Here is a 14,323-nt window from a genome sequence, read left to right as displayed (position 1 = left end):
AGGGAGAAGAAAATGCAGTCGATTGAATCCACCGCTCTTGAACCGACAAGAGGCGAGCTTGCCGGCCTCAGCCTGGCGCAGAAGCTGATCCGCTTCCTGCCGGTCTATGGCCTCGTCATCTTGACGCTGCTGCTGATCGTGCTGTTCTCGCTGCTCCTGCCGCAGACCTTTCCGACGGTGCTCAATGTCCGCTCGATCATCTCCGACAAGGCGATCATCGCGATCCTGTCGCTGGCGGCGATGATCCCGATGGCCTCCGGCCGCATCGACCTGACGGTCGGCTACGGCATCGTCCTCTGGCACATCCTGGCAATCAGCCTGCAGACGATGTTCGGCGTGCCCTGGCCGGTCGCCGTCGTCATCGTGCTGCTGCTCGGCGCGCTGACCGGTTTCCTCAACGGCCTGCTCGTCGAGGTGGCGCGGATCGACTCCTTCATCGCCACGCTCGGCACCGGAACCATCCTCTATGCGCTGGCGCTCTGGCACACCGGCGGCCGACAGGTCGTCGGCGTCCTGCCGGAGGGCTTCTATTCCATGAACGGGACGATGCTGCTCGGCCTGCCGATCACCGGCTTCTATGTGCTCGTCCTGGCGCTGGCGCTGTGGCTGGTGCTCGAATATCTGCCGATCGGCCGCTATGTCTACGCGATCGGTGCGAACCCCAAGGCGGCGGCGCTGAACGGCATTCCGGTGCGCCGCTTCGTCATCGGCGCCTTCGTCTCCTCCGGCACGCTCGCCGCGCTTGCCGGCGTGCTGCTCGCCTCGAAGCTTAGGATCGGCCAAGCGAGCGTCGGCCTCGAATATCTGCTGCCGGCACTGGTCGGGGCCTTCCTCGGCTCGACCACCATCAAGCCCGGCCGTGTCAATGTCTGGGGCACGATGATCGGCGTGATCATCCTCGCCGTCGGCATCTCCGGCATCCAGCAATTCGGCGGCTCGTTCTTCGTCGAACCGCTCTTCAACGGCGTCACCTTGCTCGTCGCGATCGGCATCGCCGGCTACGCGCAGCGCAGGAGGGGAACGGTGACGCGCAAGCCGTCGGCGGCCGTCCCGGAGCCGGCTGGAACGAAGTGAACTCAAAAATCTGCATCGATAACGAACCCAAGGGAGGACGGGTATATGAAACGCAGGACTTTCATGACAGGCACGGTGGTGGCAATCGCACTGATGGGCGCCAATGTCGCCTTTGCCGATCCGATGGCCGATGCTCAGGCAATCGTCACGAAATATGCCAACCAGGTGACCGTCTGGGACGGGCCGACGGCGGGGCCGAAGGCTCAGGAGGGCAAGACCATCGTCGTGCTCGCCGGCGACCTCAAAAACGGCGGCATCCTCGGCGTCACCACCGGCGTCGAGGAGGCTGCGGCCGCGATCGGCTGGGAGGTAAAGGTGATCGACGGCGCCGGCTCGATCGGCGGCCGCACGGCGGCTTTCGGCCAGGCCATGGCGCTGAAGCCGGCCGGCATCATCATCAACGGCTTCGACGCCGTCGAGCAGGCGCCGGCCCTCGAACAGGCCAAGGCCGCCGGCATTCCGCTCGTCGCCTGGCATGCCGGGCCGGTGATCGGGCCGGACGATAAGACCGGGCTCTTCGCCAATGTCAGCACCGACGCGATGGAAGTGTCGAAGGCTGCCGCCAACTGGGCCTTCGTCGACGCCAAGGGCAAGCCCGGCGTGGTGATCTTCACCGACTCGACCTATGCGATCGCCATTGCCAAGGCCGACAAGATGAAGACCGAAATCGAAGCGCTCGGCGGCAAGGTGCTCGAATATGTCGACACGCCGATCGCGGAGACGTCGCAGCGCATGCCGCAATTGACCACCTCGCTCCTGCAGAAATACGGCGACCAATGGACCCATTCGCTGGCGATCAACGACCTCTATTTCGATTTCATGGGACCGTCGCTTGCCGCCGCCGGCAAGGGCGGCACCGACGCGCCGATCAACGTCGCCGCCGGCGACGGTTCGGAATCCGCCTATCAGCGCATCCGCGCCGGCCAATTTCAGAAGGTCACGGTTGCCGAGCCGCTCAACCTGCAGGGCTGGCAGCTGGTCGACGAACTGAACCGCGCCTTCGCCGGCGAAAAATGGTCGGGCTACCTGTCGCCGCTGCATGTGGTGACCGCCGACAATGTCGAGTTCGACGGCGGCCCGAAGAACACCTTCGATCCCGACAACGGCTATCGCAACCATTACAAGAAGCTCTGGGGCAAGATGTAATCTCCCAGGACTGGGGCACCGCGAATGGTGCCCCTTTTTTTGCTATGCGGCTACGGTGGTATTGCCCTGCACCACCTTGAGCGTCGCCTGCCAGGCCCCCGGCACCTCCTTCGCCGCGATCATCTGCAGCAGCGCCTGTGCCGCCTTCTCGCCGATCTCCGTTCGCGCCATGTCGATCGTCGTGAGCCGTGTTCGGACGGCGTTGGCCAGCGATGTGCCGTTGAAGCCGACAACGGAAATCTGGTCGGGCACCGAAATCCCGGCCTGGTGCAGGTAGGAAAGACCGCCGAGCGCCATGGCGTCGTTGAGAAAGTGGATGGCATCGACGTCGGGGTGCGCCCGCATCAGCTCTTCCGTCAGAAAGCGTCCGGTGACGGCCTGGCGTGGCCGGTCGTCGCAAGTCACGCGCAGGAGATCGATGCCTGCCGCGGCAAGAGCCGACTTGAGAGAAAGATAGCGGCGGCGGGCGCAGAGATCCTTGTCGAGCTCGGCGCCCACATAGGCAATGCGGCGTAGGCCGCGCTCAAGGAAATGCTTTGCCACAAGCAGTCCGGCCTCCTCGTGCGACGGGCCGGCGCTGAAATCCAACGCCCCGGCGTCGCAATCCCAAAGCTGGATCGCCGGGCAGTTTCGCCGGGCTAGCAGCTTTTCCGCCTCCGCGCTCCGCGCCATGCCGCCGTTCAAGAGGAGGCCGGCCGGACGGAACGACAGCATGGCGCGGATGAGCTCGGTTTCGGTCTGCGGGTCGAACAGCGATTCGCCGATGAAGGTCTGAAAGCCCTCTGGCCGAAGCGCCGCATTGATGCCGCTCAGGACCTCCGAAAAGACGATGTCGCTGATCGACGGAATGATCACCGCCACCATTCGGCTCTTGCGGGAACTCAGCGTCCCGGCAAGATGGTTTGGCAGATAGCCGAGCTCGTCGGCGGCTTGCTTCACCCGCCGGCGCGTTTCCGCCGAAATGTTTCCGGCGCCGCGCAGCACCTTTGAGACGGTCATCCGGCTGACGCCGGCCCTGACCGCCACGTCGTGAAGCGTGATCACCTTTCCGCGCAGGTTCACTCGATCCTCCTTTTCGCCAAATATCGCTTCGCCGATTGACGAGCGGCTTTGTTATCGATAACATCAGCCTAAGTTAACGATAACCTTCGGCGCCTTTCAAGGGAAAACAGCCGGAAAGAATGAGTTGTTTGCCTGCGGGCGTCGCATCGGCGCTCGCGGCGAGATGGTGCCGCTGCGCCTGCGAAGGCCCGGCGGCAAGAGGGCGATGTTCGGACTTCGAGAGCCCGCGAGGAGCGGGCAGAGTCCGGCAATGACGATTTACCAAGTGGAGGAGAAACCATGACGATTTCAAATTTTCTGCGCACAATGGTGGCAGCCGTCGGCATAGCCGCGGCCGGTCTCGCTTCGGTCGCCGAGGCGCAAGCAGCCACGCTCAATGACATCATCTCGCGCGGCACCGTCCGCATCGGCGTGCTGACGGGCGCGCCGCCGATGGGCATGGTCGACGAGCAGGGCAATCCCACCGGCTACGACGTCGACGTGGCGAATCTGATCGCCGGCTATTTGTCGCTTCCGGTCGAACTCGTCCCGCTGACGCCGCCGGCGCGAATCCCGGCGCTGCAGACCGGCAAGGTCGATTTCCTCGTCGCCACGCTGGCGCCGACCGGCGAGCGCGCCAAGACGGTGATGTTCACCCAGCCCTACAGCGCCTTCAACATGGACATCATCTCCGGTGCCGACCAGAAATTCGCCAAGTTGGCCGATCTCGAAGGCAAGCGCGTCGCCGTCAACCGCGGCTCGTCGCAGGAAACGGCGCTGCGCAAGGCGGCGGTCCCAAGCCTGGAAATCGTTGTCTACGAGGATGATTCCACCAGCGCCCAGGCGCTGATCGCCGGACAGGTCGATGCGGTCGCGCTGCCCTCGACGGTCGGCGAGGCGATCATCAAGCAGCGCCCGGATGCCGGCCTGCAGGTCGGCTTCACCTTCTTCCAGCAGGGCAATTCGATGGCGACCCGGATGGAGGACTATGAGATCCGCCAGTGGCTCAACACCGCCATCTACCTGATGAAGATCTCCGGCGATCTCGACAAGATCGCCACGAAGTGGACCGGCCGGCCGATGCCGGCGCTGCCGACCTTCTGATTGCGTCTCTCAAAGATTCGCCGGCGATACATCCGGCGAATCTTTCAACGTCGACGGAGTCTTCATGTCCTATACGTTTCAGTTCGGCGTGCTGGCCCAATACCACGACCAGCTCCTCAGCGGCATCTGGCTGACGATCAAGATTTCGGTGCTGTCGATCATCCTCGGCTGCGCCGCCGGCATCCTGCTTGCCTCTGTCCGATCCATCTGGGGCGGTGCGGTCCGCTTTCTCGTGGATGCTTATGTCGAGATCATCCGCAACACGCCCTTCCTGGTCCAGTTGTTCATCGTCTATTTCGGCCTGCCGGGGCTCGGCCTGCGCGTCGGGGCCGACACGGCCGCGCTGATCGGCATGACGATCAATCTTGCCGCCTATTCGACCGAGATCATCCGCGCCGGCATCGAGGCGGTGCACAAGTCTCAGATCGAGGCCGGCGAGGCGCTCGCGTTCACCCGCTTCCAGATCTACCGCCACGTCATCATCGTGCCGGCGATCGCCAAGGTCTATCCGGCGCTCTGCAGCCAATTCGTGCTGATGATGCTGGCCTCCAGCATCTGCTCGGCGATCTCGACCCAGGAACTCGCCGCCTCGGCCGCTTTCGTCGAATCGCAGACCTATAGGTCCTTCGAAATTTATATCGCCGTGACGCTGATCTATCTCGTCCTGGCGCTGGCGCTGCGCGCCGCCCTTGCGGCTGGCGGCATGTGGCTCTTCGGCCGCCGCATCGCCCGGCGAACGATGACGGCCCTCCCGGAGGTGCAGGCATGACCTTCAAGACCTTCGGCCTCGACCAGTTCGGCTTTCTGCTGTTTTCGCTGCAATGGACGCTCCTGCTGACGGTGATCGCGCTGATCGGCGGCGGTCTCCTCGGCTTCGCCATGGCGCTCGCCCGCACGTCGCGGCTGAAGCCGCTGCGGCTTGCCGCCGCCACCTATATCCAGGTGATCCAGGGCATCCCGGTGCTGATGATCCTGTTCCTCTCCTACTACGGCCTCAGTCTGGCCGGCTTCGAACTGCCGCCGCTCATTGCCGCAGGCGCCTCGATGACGATCTACGCCTCTGGCTATCTGGCGGAGATCTGGCGGGGCTGCATCCAGGCCGTGCCGAAGCAGCAATGGGAGGCATCGGAATCCCTCGCCATGACCCGGCTGCAGCAATATCGCTATGTGGTCCTGCCGCAGGCGATCCACATCTCTCTGCCGCCGACGGTCGGCTTTGCCGTCCAGGTGGTGAAGAACACCTCGATCACCTCGATCATCGGCTTTGTGGAACTCGCCCGGGCCGGGCAGCTCATCAACAATGCGACGTTCCAGCCGTTCCGCGTCTTCCTCGCGGTGGCCGCCCTCTATTTCGTCGTCTGTTACCCATTGTCCCAGCTCTCGCGCTTGCTGGAAAGGAGGCTTCATGCCGGAAGTAGTCGTTGAAAACGTCCACAAGAGCTTTGGCGCTCTCGAAGTCCTCAAGGGCGTGTCGCTGTCGGTGGGGCGCGGCGAAGTCTTTGCGCTGATCGGACGTTCGGGCTCGGGCAAGAGCACGCTGCTGCGCTGCATGAACGGGCTCGAGAAGATCAATTCGGGCAAGATCGAGATCGCCGGTCACGCGCTCGGGGGCGATGCCAAGGCGCTGCGCAAGCTGCGCACCGATGTCGGCATCGTCTTCCAGAGCTACAATCTCTTCCCGCATCTGACGGTCGGCGAGAACATCATGTTGGCGCCGCGGATCGTCAAGGACGTGGCGAAGGCGAAGGCGTGGGACGTTGCCCGCGAAGTGCTGCAACTCGTCGGGCTGTCGGAAAAGTTCGATTCCTATCCGGACCAGCTTTCCGGCGGTCAGCAGCAACGCGTCGCCATCGCCCGCTCGCTCGCCATGCGGCCGAAGGTGATGCTTTTCGACGAGGTGACCTCGGCGCTCGACCCGGAACTCACCGAAGAGGTGCTGATGGTGATGGAACAGCTCGCCCGCGACGGCATGACCATGATCCTGGTGACGCACGAAATGGGTTTCGCCCGCCGCGTCGCCACTCAGACCATCTTCATGCACAAGGGAAAGATCTGGGAACAGGGGCCGTCAGCGGCTCTCTTCGCCGATCCGCAAACGCCGGAACTGCGCCAGTTCGTCAAATCCGACGTCAAGTGAGGGTTGCCGCTTCGGTCGGGGCCCTCCGGAAGCGCATGTCGGCGCATTTCTCGCCGACATGCATTTAATCCGCCACGACGCTCCAAGTGTCGTCCGGGTTGAAACGGTCGATGAACGGCACGATCGCTTCGGTGCTGGCCCCCAGATCGCGCTCGTAGACAATGCCCTGCTGATTGACGAGGAAGGTCTTAACGCCCGTCTCGGCATAGCGGACCGGCCAGGCGATCAGCGCGAAGCCGGCGATCATGTTGTCGTTGATGACATAGTCGTACCGGCCGCCGGCGATGTTGTCGCCTTGTGACGTAAGGATGCGGTAGCGATAGCCGAAATAGCCTTCGCCGGCCTTGGCCTTTTCCAGCGCCGCCTCGCTGATGGCGTCACCGACCGGGCTCTCGCCATCGCCCTGCTCCGCCGGCCAGTAGAGGCCGTCGGTCTGGCCGGCGGTGCTGATCAGCTTCTGGGCGTATTCGAGGACGCCGTCAGCGTCGCGATCCCGACTGGCATAGTCCTTCTGCGCCTCGACATAGGCGCGCACCGTCTCGATCGCCTCGAGCTCGTTCTCGCCGACGCGTCGGTTGACGATCTCCTCAAGCCCGATATAGGTGTCGAAGGCCCATTTGCCGTCCTCGCCTTTGCTGACCGGGAAGGGCAGCGGCCAGAGCCGGTCGCCGATCTCGATGATCTTGCGGCCCTCGAGATCGCGCACTCGCATGTTGCGGGCCGCGCCCTCGCGAATCTGCGCGAAGGTGTCCATCGCCCCTTCGCCGGTCCTGAGCTTCGCCGCGTCGAGGCCGAGCAGCTTGGCGACCCCGTCGAAGTCATTGGCGGCAAGCGCCGATTTGAGCGCCTCCACCGCCTTGGCCGGATCGTCGAAGGCCGGCGGATCCTCCTGCGCGGCATAGTCTTCGATATTTTCCGGCGGCTTCACCTGCGCGAAGCTCAAATCGATGGATGCCACCGCGAGCGTGACCCCGATCGCCGTTCCGATAAGAAGAGAATGAAAGAGCTTGCTCATGATCGTTCTCCCTCGTCCGCTTAACGTCTGCCGCCGCGTCCGCCACCGCGGCCACCCCCGCGGCCCATCGGCGGCCTGCCGCCTCCGCGGCTCATTTGCGGCCGCCCGCCGCCACGATGGCCGCCACCCATGCTATGGCCGCCGCGCCGCGACGAAGCCATCTCGCGCCGGCCGTGATTGACGTTGCCGAGGCCCGACGGCTTCCTTGGCCGGTTCTGCGCCTTCGAGGCCATCTTCTTCTTGCCGGCCGGCCGGTTGACCGAGGACTTCTTGCCCTTCGGCCGGTTGACGCTCGGCTTGCCGCCGTCGGCTCTCGCCTTCGCCACCGCCTGCCCGCCGCCGGGGCGTGTTGAGGGCCGCGCGGACGCTTCCCGTCTCGGCTGCGCCTTAAGTCCCTCGAGCGTGCTCTTGCGCACATCCTTGAGCCCACCGCCGCTGCCGCCCGGTCGCGCCTGCGGCCGGTTTCGGTTGATCTCGGCGGCGCGGTTGCGCAGGTTGTTGTCGCCCCTGGCCTTGATGTTGTTCTTGATGTTCGTCCGGTCGAACTTGTTTAGCTGGTCGCGGTCGAAGCTGAGCTTACTGCGGTCGACATTCTTCCAGTCGATGTCGTTGAAGTTGAGCTTGCCGTCGAAGTCGATGTTGTTGAAGCACTTGTTGCAGTCGACGTCGATGTCGCCGTCCCAGTCGCCGCCCCAGACACCCCAATCGTCCCAATCGACGATGGCGCCGAAGATCGCTCCGGTGACGGCACCGGCGAAGAAGGCGGCGCCCGGATACCAGTAGGCCGGATAGGGCTCGTCATAATAGTCGATCGGCACCGGCGCATAGTCCGGCTCGTAGAGCATCTCCGGCGGGTACTGCGGCACATAAATGGTTTCCGGGCTCGCCGACTGGATGATGATGTTGTCACCCTCCTCGACCACCTTGATCTTGTCGTCGGTCTTGATGATGTCCTTGGCGACGGCCTCGTCGCGCAACTGCTGAATGGCGATCAGCACGTCCTTCTGCTGGTTGGCGATCGCCTCGCCGAAGCTCTGTGTCCATTCGAGATCCTCGCTCATCATCTTGACGATCTCGGGATAGTTGAGCAGCGAGATGACGCTGCCGTCCCAGCTTTCCTTCGGTTTCAGCTCGGGCTTCTTCTTGCGGGCCTCGAGGAACCGCTCGGCTTCGACGATCTGCAGCGGATAGAGCGAGGCGGCCGAGACCAGCGCCACCAGCTCGTCCGGATAGAGGGCGATCGGCGCGACCAGGACTTCGAGTTCGTCGTCGCTGAGCGGCTCGGGCGCCGCCTCGGCCGGCGCAGCCGGTGCAGGGGTTTCCTTCTGCTGGGCCAGAACGAGACCGCCGGGTGTCAGGAGCGCCAGAGCAACTGCCGTGGCGCGGCAAAGCACGAGAATCCGCTGTTTGTCCATTTTCCTACCCCCGGGGCAAGAGCTTTCGAACGGATGCGCGGTGCGACGGGTGGGTGCACCGTCGCGCCGGGCTTTGCTCATGGCTGAGCGTTGGTTGCAGGATTTTTCGGGGGCGGCTTTACTGGTCTGTTGATTGTACCCGTGGCGCCCGGATCCGGCCTTTGTGCCGCGTCTCTTCGTTTGAGGAGATACTTGTTGATGGGCTCTCGCTGACCGTCGATGATGCGCTGGTTTATGTCGATGCCATCGTAGTACTCGTCTGCGGCCGTGGGCGCCGCGGCACCTAGCACCAGCGAAAAGACAATCACCGCCGCTCGATTTGTCGGAGTCTTGTACATTGTCAAATCCCTCCTGCGTGCAGGCAATTCTTCCTTTTATTATGTAACCGGAGGGCCAGTCGTTGATCGCAATCAACAGGGGACAAAATTACCGCTGCGCCTTGGCAAACCGCCGAGGTTTGAAGGAAAACCGACGGGGTCAGCCGTCATTTGTCTCAAATCAATGACATGCCGACGGTCCATTCCTAAAGTTGACGGAGTGGAACGGGCGCGTCTCACCGAACGCCCAATGCCGCTATGCCCGACGAGCTGAATCGCATGGATGCAACGACCGCATGCGACTTGGAGGGAGACATGACGATAGCGCAAGAGGGCACCTTCAAATCCGAGGCGCATTCCGACAAGCTGACGCTCCTGCCGCTTACCGCGCTTGTGGTGGGGTCGATGATCGGGGGCGGCGTTTTCAATTTGCCGTCTGATATGTCGCGCGCCGCGGCCCCCGGGGCGATACTCATCGGGTGGATCATTACTGGTTTCGGCATGCTGATGCTCGCATTTGTCTATCAGACGCTGGCAAACCGCAAACCGGATCTCAACGCCGGCCCCTATGCATACGCCAAGGCTGGGTTTGGCCCGTTCGTGGGCTTCATCAGTGCTTGGGGATATTGGCTCAGCGCTTTCCTTGGAAATGTCGCCTATGCTGTGGCCATCTTTTCCGGACTGTCTTTCTTCATCCCGGTGTTCGAAGATGGCAACAATCTCGTTTCCATTGTCGGCGCCTCGTTCTGCCTCTGGGCCATTCATTGGCTCGTGCTGAAAGGTGTCAAGCAGGCTGCCTTCGTCAACATCGTGACGACCATCGCCAAGCTCGCGCCGCTCTTCCTTTTCGTCCTGATTGCAATCGTCGCGTTCAATTGGGACAGGTTCACGCTCGACTTCTGGGGCCGTGGTGGTGCCCTCGATGCCCCCGACCTCGGCAGCGTCATGGCGCAGGTGAAAAGCACTATGCTGGTCACCTTGTGGGTCTTCATTGGTATAGAAGGGGCGAGCGTCTACTCGGCGCGCGCGGCCCGGCGCTCCGACGTTGGCCGGGCGACGGTAATCGGTTTTATCGGAGCGCTTGGAATCTACGTCCTCGTGTCCTTGCTTTCGACGGGCATATTGAGCCAGCCTGAACTCGCCGGCCTCAAGGTGCCGTCAATGGCCGGGGTGCTGCAGCCGCTCGTCGGACAATGGGGAGCAGCCCTGATCAATGCAGGGTTGATCGTCTCCGTCGGCGGCGCATTCTTGTCATGGACGTTGCTTTGCTCGGAAATTCCGTACACCTGCGGCCGCGATGGAACATTCCCGAGATGGTTCGCCGCTGACAATGAAAACGGCTCGCCGGTAAACTCACTTTGGGCGACCAATATCCTGATTCAGCTTTTCCTCGTTCTGAGCTTCTTTTCCAAGAGCGCCTACCAGTTCTTCTATTTCATCGCGTCGGTCGCCATACTGCCGCCCTATGTATTTTCCGGAGCCTACGCGCTTAAGCTCGCATTGAGCGGAGAGACTTACCAACAGGCGGCGTCCGGCCGAAGCAAGGATATCGCCATAGGTGCCCTGGCAACGCTCTATGGCATCTGGTTGGTCTATGCTGCCGGGCTCAGCTATCTGTTGATGTGCTCGATCCTGTTCGCCCCCGGCCTCCTTGTCTATGCGAGGGCTAGGCAGGAGCGAGGTGAACGGGCCTTCGCCGGTTTCGAAATCTGGCTCGCGGGACTGGTCGTCCTGCTCGCGATCCTTGCTGCCTATCTGCTGTGGATCGGAAAGATAAGCCCGCTCTGAGCATGGTGGGTCAAGTTGCAAAGACTCCGGTTCAAGGAGGAAACGCGAATGCGCAACTTTGGTGTTCATTCGGAAGTCGGTAAGCTCAGAACTGTGATGGTGTGCAGGCCATCCTTGGCGCATCAACGACTGACCCCGGCCAATTGCCACGACCTGTTGTTCGATGATGTCATCTGGGTCCACGAGGCTCAAAAGGATCACTTCGACTTTGTCCTGAAGATGCAGGAAAGAGGGATCGAAGTACTCGAGCTCCATGATCTGCTGGCAGAAACGCTTGCGGATGCGGATGCCCGCACATTCGTCCTCGATCGCCGAATCACGCCGAACGTGTTGGGCTCTCAGATTGCCGAAGCCATGCGCCCTTGGCTCGACGAGATGGATTCGAAACAGCTCGCCGCTTACCTCATCGGTGGAATTGCCATTGAGGACCTCCCCGAGGGCAGGGGCAAGAAGCTGATGGTTGGCGCCTTCGGGGGGCTGGAATTCGTCATCCCCCCCATTCCGAACACGCTTTTTCAGCGTGATCCATCCTGCTGGATCTATAACGGTGTGACATGCAATCCGATGTTCTGGCCGGCGCGCCGTGCCGAAACACTGGTGCAGCGCGCGATCTACAAGTTCCATCCGACCTTCAAGGGAGGCGACTTCCACATCTGGTGGGGCGACTCGGACGAGCAATTTGCCAATGCGACGATGGAGGGCGGCGACGTCATGCCGATCGGCAACGGCACCGTGCTCGTCGGGATGGGGGAGCGGACGACCTATCAGGCCGTCGGGCAAATGGCGAAGACCTTGTTCAGGAACAAGGCAGCGACCCAGGTCATCGGCTGCCTGATGCCGAAGAGCCGGGCCGCGATGCATCTCGATACGGTGTTCAGTTTCTGCGACCGTGACGTCGTGACGCTTTTCGCCGAAGTGGTGGACCAGATCCGCTGCTACAGCATGCACCCCGTCGATGACGACGGCAATTTCGAGGTGCGCGCCGAGGAGCGTCGGATGCTCGAAGTTGTCAGCGAAGCTCTGGGCCTGCGGAAGCTAAGAACCGTCGCCACCGGCGGCAACGCCTATGAGGCGGAGCGAGAGCAATGGGACGATGGCAACAATGTTGTTGCGCTCGAGCCCGGGGTGGTCGTTGCCTACGACCGCAATACGCACACGAATACGCTTCTCAGGAAGGCCGGCATCGAGGTCATCACGATCCGCGGCGCTGAATTGGGTCGGGGCCGAGGCGGCGGCCACTGCATGACATGCCCGATCTGGAGAGAGCCGGCTCACTGAAGAATTCCCCATCCTGATTGGCAAATGGAGCAGCATCATGAGTTTCAATCTCCGCAATCGCTCGCTTCTCACGGTGCAGGACTATACACCTCGCGAGTTTCGTTACCTGCTTGATCTCGCGCGCGATCTGAAACGCGCAAAATACGCGCGCACGGAACAGGAGCATCTAAAGGGCAAGGAAATCTGCCTGATCTTCGAGAAGACTTCGACGCGGACGCGCTGCGCCTTCGAAGTGGCCTGCTCGGATCAGGGGGCGCACGTGACCTATCTCGATCCGGCTGGCTCGCAGATTGGACACAAGGAGTCCTTCAAGGACACGGCCCGCGTACTGGGACGCATGTACGATGCAATTGAATATCGCGGTGCTTCCCAGCACGGCGTTGAGACCTTGGCCAAATATGCCGGTGTGCCCGTCTATAACGGCCTAACCGATGAGTATCATCCCACTCAGATGATCGCCGACGTCATGACGATGCGTGAGCAAAGCGACAAACCAATCAGCGACATCAAATACGCCTATGTCGGTGACACGCGGTCCAACATGGGACATTCGCTGTTGATCGTCGGTTGCCTGCTGGGCATGGACGTGCGGATCTGCGGGCCGAAGTCGCTCTGGCCGTCTGAAGAATTTCAGACCATCGCGAATAGGCTGAAGGATCGCTCGGGAGCGCGCCTGGCGATCACCGACGATCCGCAGGCGGCCGTGGAGGGCGTCGATTTCATCCATACCGATGTCTGGGTATCGATGGGGGAACCGAAGGAGGTCTGGAAGGAGCGAATCCAGCTCCTTACGCCATACCAGGTCAATGCAGGATTGATGCAGGCGAGCGGCAATCCGCAGGTCAAGTTCATGCATTGCCTTCCCGCCTTCCATGACACCGAGACGACCCTCGGAAAGCAGATCGCCAGCGAATACGGAATGGAAAATGGCCTCGAAGTCACCAACGACGTTTTCGAGTCCGAGGCGAACATCGCTTTCGAGCAGGCGGAAAATCGCATGCACACGATCAAGGCGCTGCTGGTCGCAACCTTGGGGGACTGAAGATGCGTGTCGTCATCGCATTGGGGGGCAATGCCCTCCTCAAACGCGGAGAGCCGATGACCGCGGAGGTGCAAAGGCGCAACATCAAGATTGCGGCCGAGGCAATAGCGCCGATCGCTGGCGAGCATCAGCTCGTGATCACGCATGGCAACGGCCCTCAGGTCGGACTGCTTGCACTTCAGGGCGCCGCCTACAAGGCGGACGAAGCCTATCCGCTCGACGTCCTTGGCGCGGAGACGGAGGGTATGATCGGCTATATGCTCGAGCAGGAGCTTGGCAACCTGCTTCCGTTTGAAGTGCCGTTCGCAACTTTGCTCACGATGGTGGAGGTGGACGGCAACGATCCGGCTTTCCAAAATCCCACCAAGTTCGTCGGGCCAGTGTATGAGGCTGACGAGGCGGCGGCGGTTCATCAGGAAAAGGGATGGATCTTCAAGCAGGACGGCAACAAATGGCGTCGCGTCGTCCCGTCTCCCGTTCCCAAGCGGATTTTCGAGATCCGGCCGATCCGCTGGCTTCTCGAAAAGGGGACCATCGTGACCTGCGCCGGCGGCGGCGGCATTCCAACCATGTACGTACCGGACAAGGAGCGGACGCTCGCCGGCGTCGAAGCGGTTATCGACAAGGATCTCTGCTCCGCGCTGCTTGCCCGGGAGCTTTCGGCGGACCTGCTCATCATGGCGACCGACGCCGACGCCGTGTTCACCGATTGGGGAACGGAGAATCAGAAGGCAATCTTCAAGGCCAATCCGGACAAGCTCGGCGCCTATTCGTTTCCGGCCGGTTCGATGGGGCCGAAGGTCGAAGCCGCCTGCGAGTTCGCCAGGCAGACCGGAAAGACCGCCGCGATCGGGGCACTGCAGGACATTGCTGCAATCCTGCATGGCAAACGGGGCACGATTATCAACCCGAATTTTCCGGATATGACCTGGCACGAGCGCGACCCAGCGCCAGTCAGGGGCTGAC

Annotated in this window: 14 protein-coding genes; 10 read left to right on the top strand and 4 right to left on the bottom strand. The window is 62.2% G+C overall.

The genetic code is table 11. The annotated features are described in order from the left end of the window. Positions 1-12: 12 nt before the first annotated feature. Positions 13-1,074 (top strand): ABC transporter permease, encoded by a 1,062-nt coding sequence (locus NXT3_RS31235; protein WP_037421217.1) that lies wholly within the window; start codon positions 13-15, stop codon positions 1,072-1,074. Positions 1,075-1,119: 45 nt separating this feature from the next. Then, a complete protein-coding gene (locus NXT3_RS31230; RefSeq protein ID WP_104841347.1) occupies positions 1,120-2,220 on the top strand; it encodes an ABC transporter substrate-binding protein in 1,101 nt (366 codons plus the stop codon). A 42-nt stretch (positions 2,221-2,262) separates the two neighbouring features. Here the strand turns inward: NXT3_RS31230 and NXT3_RS31225 are convergent, their stop codons facing one another. Continuing rightward, on the bottom strand, positions 2,263-3,282 hold the full coding sequence (locus NXT3_RS31225) for a LacI family DNA-binding transcriptional regulator (RefSeq protein ID WP_104841346.1): 1,020 nt from the start codon (positions 3,280-3,282) through the stop codon (positions 2,263-2,265). A 279-nt stretch (positions 3,283-3,561) separates the two neighbouring features. Here NXT3_RS31225 and NXT3_RS31220 point away from each other — a divergent pair, with 279 nt between their 5' ends. The 4 genes from NXT3_RS31220 (at position 3,562) to NXT3_RS31205 (ending at position 6,502) form a co-directional block, all read left to right on the top strand. After that, the gene (locus tag NXT3_RS31220) at positions 3,562-4,365 is read left to right on the top strand and encodes a transporter substrate-binding domain-containing protein (RefSeq protein ID WP_104841345.1); all 804 of its coding nucleotides are present in this window, start codon (positions 3,562-3,564) and stop codon (positions 4,363-4,365) included. A gap of 64 nt (positions 4,366-4,429) precedes the next feature. Continuing rightward, positions 4,430-5,134 carry an amino acid ABC transporter permease gene (locus NXT3_RS31215; protein ID WP_104841344.1) on the top strand — a complete coding sequence of 235 codons (705 nt, stop codon included), beginning with the start codon at positions 4,430-4,432 and terminating at the stop codon, positions 5,132-5,134. Continuing rightward, complete coding sequence (locus NXT3_RS31210; protein WP_037421203.1) at positions 5,131-5,790, top strand: amino acid ABC transporter permease; 660 nt, start codon at positions 5,131-5,133, stop codon at positions 5,788-5,790. The genes NXT3_RS31215 and NXT3_RS31210 overlap by 4 nt, the downstream gene beginning before the upstream one ends. Then, positions 5,771-6,502, top strand: coding sequence for an amino acid ABC transporter ATP-binding protein (locus tag NXT3_RS31205; RefSeq protein WP_037421200.1), 732 nt, complete (start codon positions 5,771-5,773; stop codon positions 6,500-6,502). Before NXT3_RS31210 ends, NXT3_RS31205 begins: the two co-directional genes overlap by 20 nt. A 64-nt stretch (positions 6,503-6,566) precedes the next feature. Here the strand turns inward: NXT3_RS31205 and NXT3_RS31200 are convergent, their stop codons facing one another. The 3 genes from NXT3_RS31200 to NXT3_RS31190 all read right to left on the bottom strand — a co-directional run bounded on the left by NXT3_RS31200 (position 6,567) and on the right by NXT3_RS31190 (position 9,270). Further along, entirely contained in the window at positions 6,567-7,517 is a 951-nt protein-coding gene (locus tag NXT3_RS31200; RefSeq protein ID WP_037421198.1) for a DUF2950 domain-containing protein, read from the bottom strand. A 20-nt stretch (positions 7,518-7,537) separates the two neighbouring features. Continuing rightward, positions 7,538-8,932 carry a DUF3300 domain-containing protein gene (locus NXT3_RS31195; protein ID WP_104841343.1) on the bottom strand — a complete coding sequence of 465 codons (1,395 nt, stop codon included), beginning with the start codon at positions 8,930-8,932 and terminating at the stop codon, positions 7,538-7,540. Positions 8,933-9,009: 77 nt separating this feature from the next. After that, positions 9,010-9,270, bottom strand: coding sequence for a hypothetical protein (locus NXT3_RS31190; protein WP_037421181.1), 261 nt, complete (start codon positions 9,268-9,270; stop codon positions 9,010-9,012). A gap of 294 nt (positions 9,271-9,564) precedes the next feature. On the opposite strand from NXT3_RS31190, the gene arcD reads away from it, so the two are divergent. Genes arcD through arcC form a run of 4 tightly spaced genes read left to right on the top strand, consistent with a single transcriptional unit; the run spans position 9,565 to position 14,322 of the window. Then, complete coding sequence (gene arcD / locus NXT3_RS31185; protein ID WP_050988283.1) at positions 9,565-11,037, top strand: arginine-ornithine antiporter; 1,473 nt, start codon at positions 9,565-9,567, stop codon at positions 11,035-11,037. Between the two features lie 48 nt (positions 11,038-11,085). Further along, complete coding sequence (arcA, locus tag NXT3_RS31180) at positions 11,086-12,315, top strand: arginine deiminase (RefSeq protein WP_037421179.1); 1,230 nt, start codon at positions 11,086-11,088, stop codon at positions 12,313-12,315. Between the two features lie 37 nt (positions 12,316-12,352). Next, entirely contained in the window at positions 12,353-13,357 is a 1,005-nt protein-coding gene (locus NXT3_RS31175; protein WP_037421176.1) for an ornithine carbamoyltransferase, read from the top strand. A 2-nt stretch (positions 13,358-13,359) separates the two neighbouring features. After that, positions 13,360-14,322, top strand: coding sequence for a carbamate kinase (gene arcC, locus NXT3_RS31170; protein WP_104841342.1), 963 nt, complete (start codon positions 13,360-13,362; stop codon positions 14,320-14,322). Position 14,323: the final 1 nt, after the last annotated feature.

Source organism: Sinorhizobium fredii, from assembly GCF_002944405.1.
Classification (GTDB): Bacteria; Pseudomonadota; Alphaproteobacteria; order Rhizobiales; family Rhizobiaceae; genus Sinorhizobium; species Sinorhizobium fredii_C.
The sequence above is the reverse complement of the archived record's forward strand: the minus strand, read 5'-3'. Positions and strand labels throughout refer to the sequence as shown.

Bases quoted from the DNA above. Each gene is read 5' to 3' on its own strand.
- NXT3_RS31235 (WP_037421217.1), top strand. From the start codon at position 13: ATGCAGTCGATTGAATCCACCGCTCTTGAACCGACAAGAGGCGAGCTT.
- NXT3_RS31230 (WP_104841347.1), top strand. From the start codon at position 1,120: ATGAAACGCAGGACTTTCATGACAGGCACGGTGGTGGCAATCGCACTG.
- NXT3_RS31220 (WP_104841345.1), top strand. From the start codon at position 3,562: ATGACGATTTCAAATTTTCTGCGCACAATGGTGGCAGCCGTCGGCATA.
- NXT3_RS31215 (WP_104841344.1), top strand. From the start codon at position 4,430: ATGTCCTATACGTTTCAGTTCGGCGTGCTGGCCCAATACCACGACCAG.
- NXT3_RS31210 (WP_037421203.1), top strand. From the start codon at position 5,131: ATGACCTTCAAGACCTTCGGCCTCGACCAGTTCGGCTTTCTGCTGTTT.
- NXT3_RS31205 (WP_037421200.1), top strand. From the start codon at position 5,771: ATGCCGGAAGTAGTCGTTGAAAACGTCCACAAGAGCTTTGGCGCTCTC.
- NXT3_RS31200 (WP_037421198.1), bottom strand. From the start codon at position 7,517: ATGAGCAAGCTCTTTCATTCTCTTCTTATCGGAACGGCGATCGGGGTC.
- NXT3_RS31195 (WP_104841343.1), bottom strand. From the start codon at position 8,932: ATGGACAAACAGCGGATTCTCGTGCTTTGCCGCGCCACGGCAGTTGCT.
- NXT3_RS31190 (WP_037421181.1), bottom strand. From the start codon at position 9,270: ATGTACAAGACTCCGACAAATCGAGCGGCGGTGATTGTCTTTTCGCTG.
- arcD (WP_050988283.1), top strand. From the start codon at position 9,565: ATGACGATAGCGCAAGAGGGCACCTTCAAATCCGAGGCGCATTCCGAC.
- arcA (WP_037421179.1), top strand. From the start codon at position 11,086: ATGCGCAACTTTGGTGTTCATTCGGAAGTCGGTAAGCTCAGAACTGTG.
- NXT3_RS31175 (WP_037421176.1), top strand. From the start codon at position 12,353: ATGAGTTTCAATCTCCGCAATCGCTCGCTTCTCACGGTGCAGGACTAT.
- arcC (WP_104841342.1), top strand. From the start codon at position 13,360: ATGCGTGTCGTCATCGCATTGGGGGGCAATGCCCTCCTCAAACGCGGA.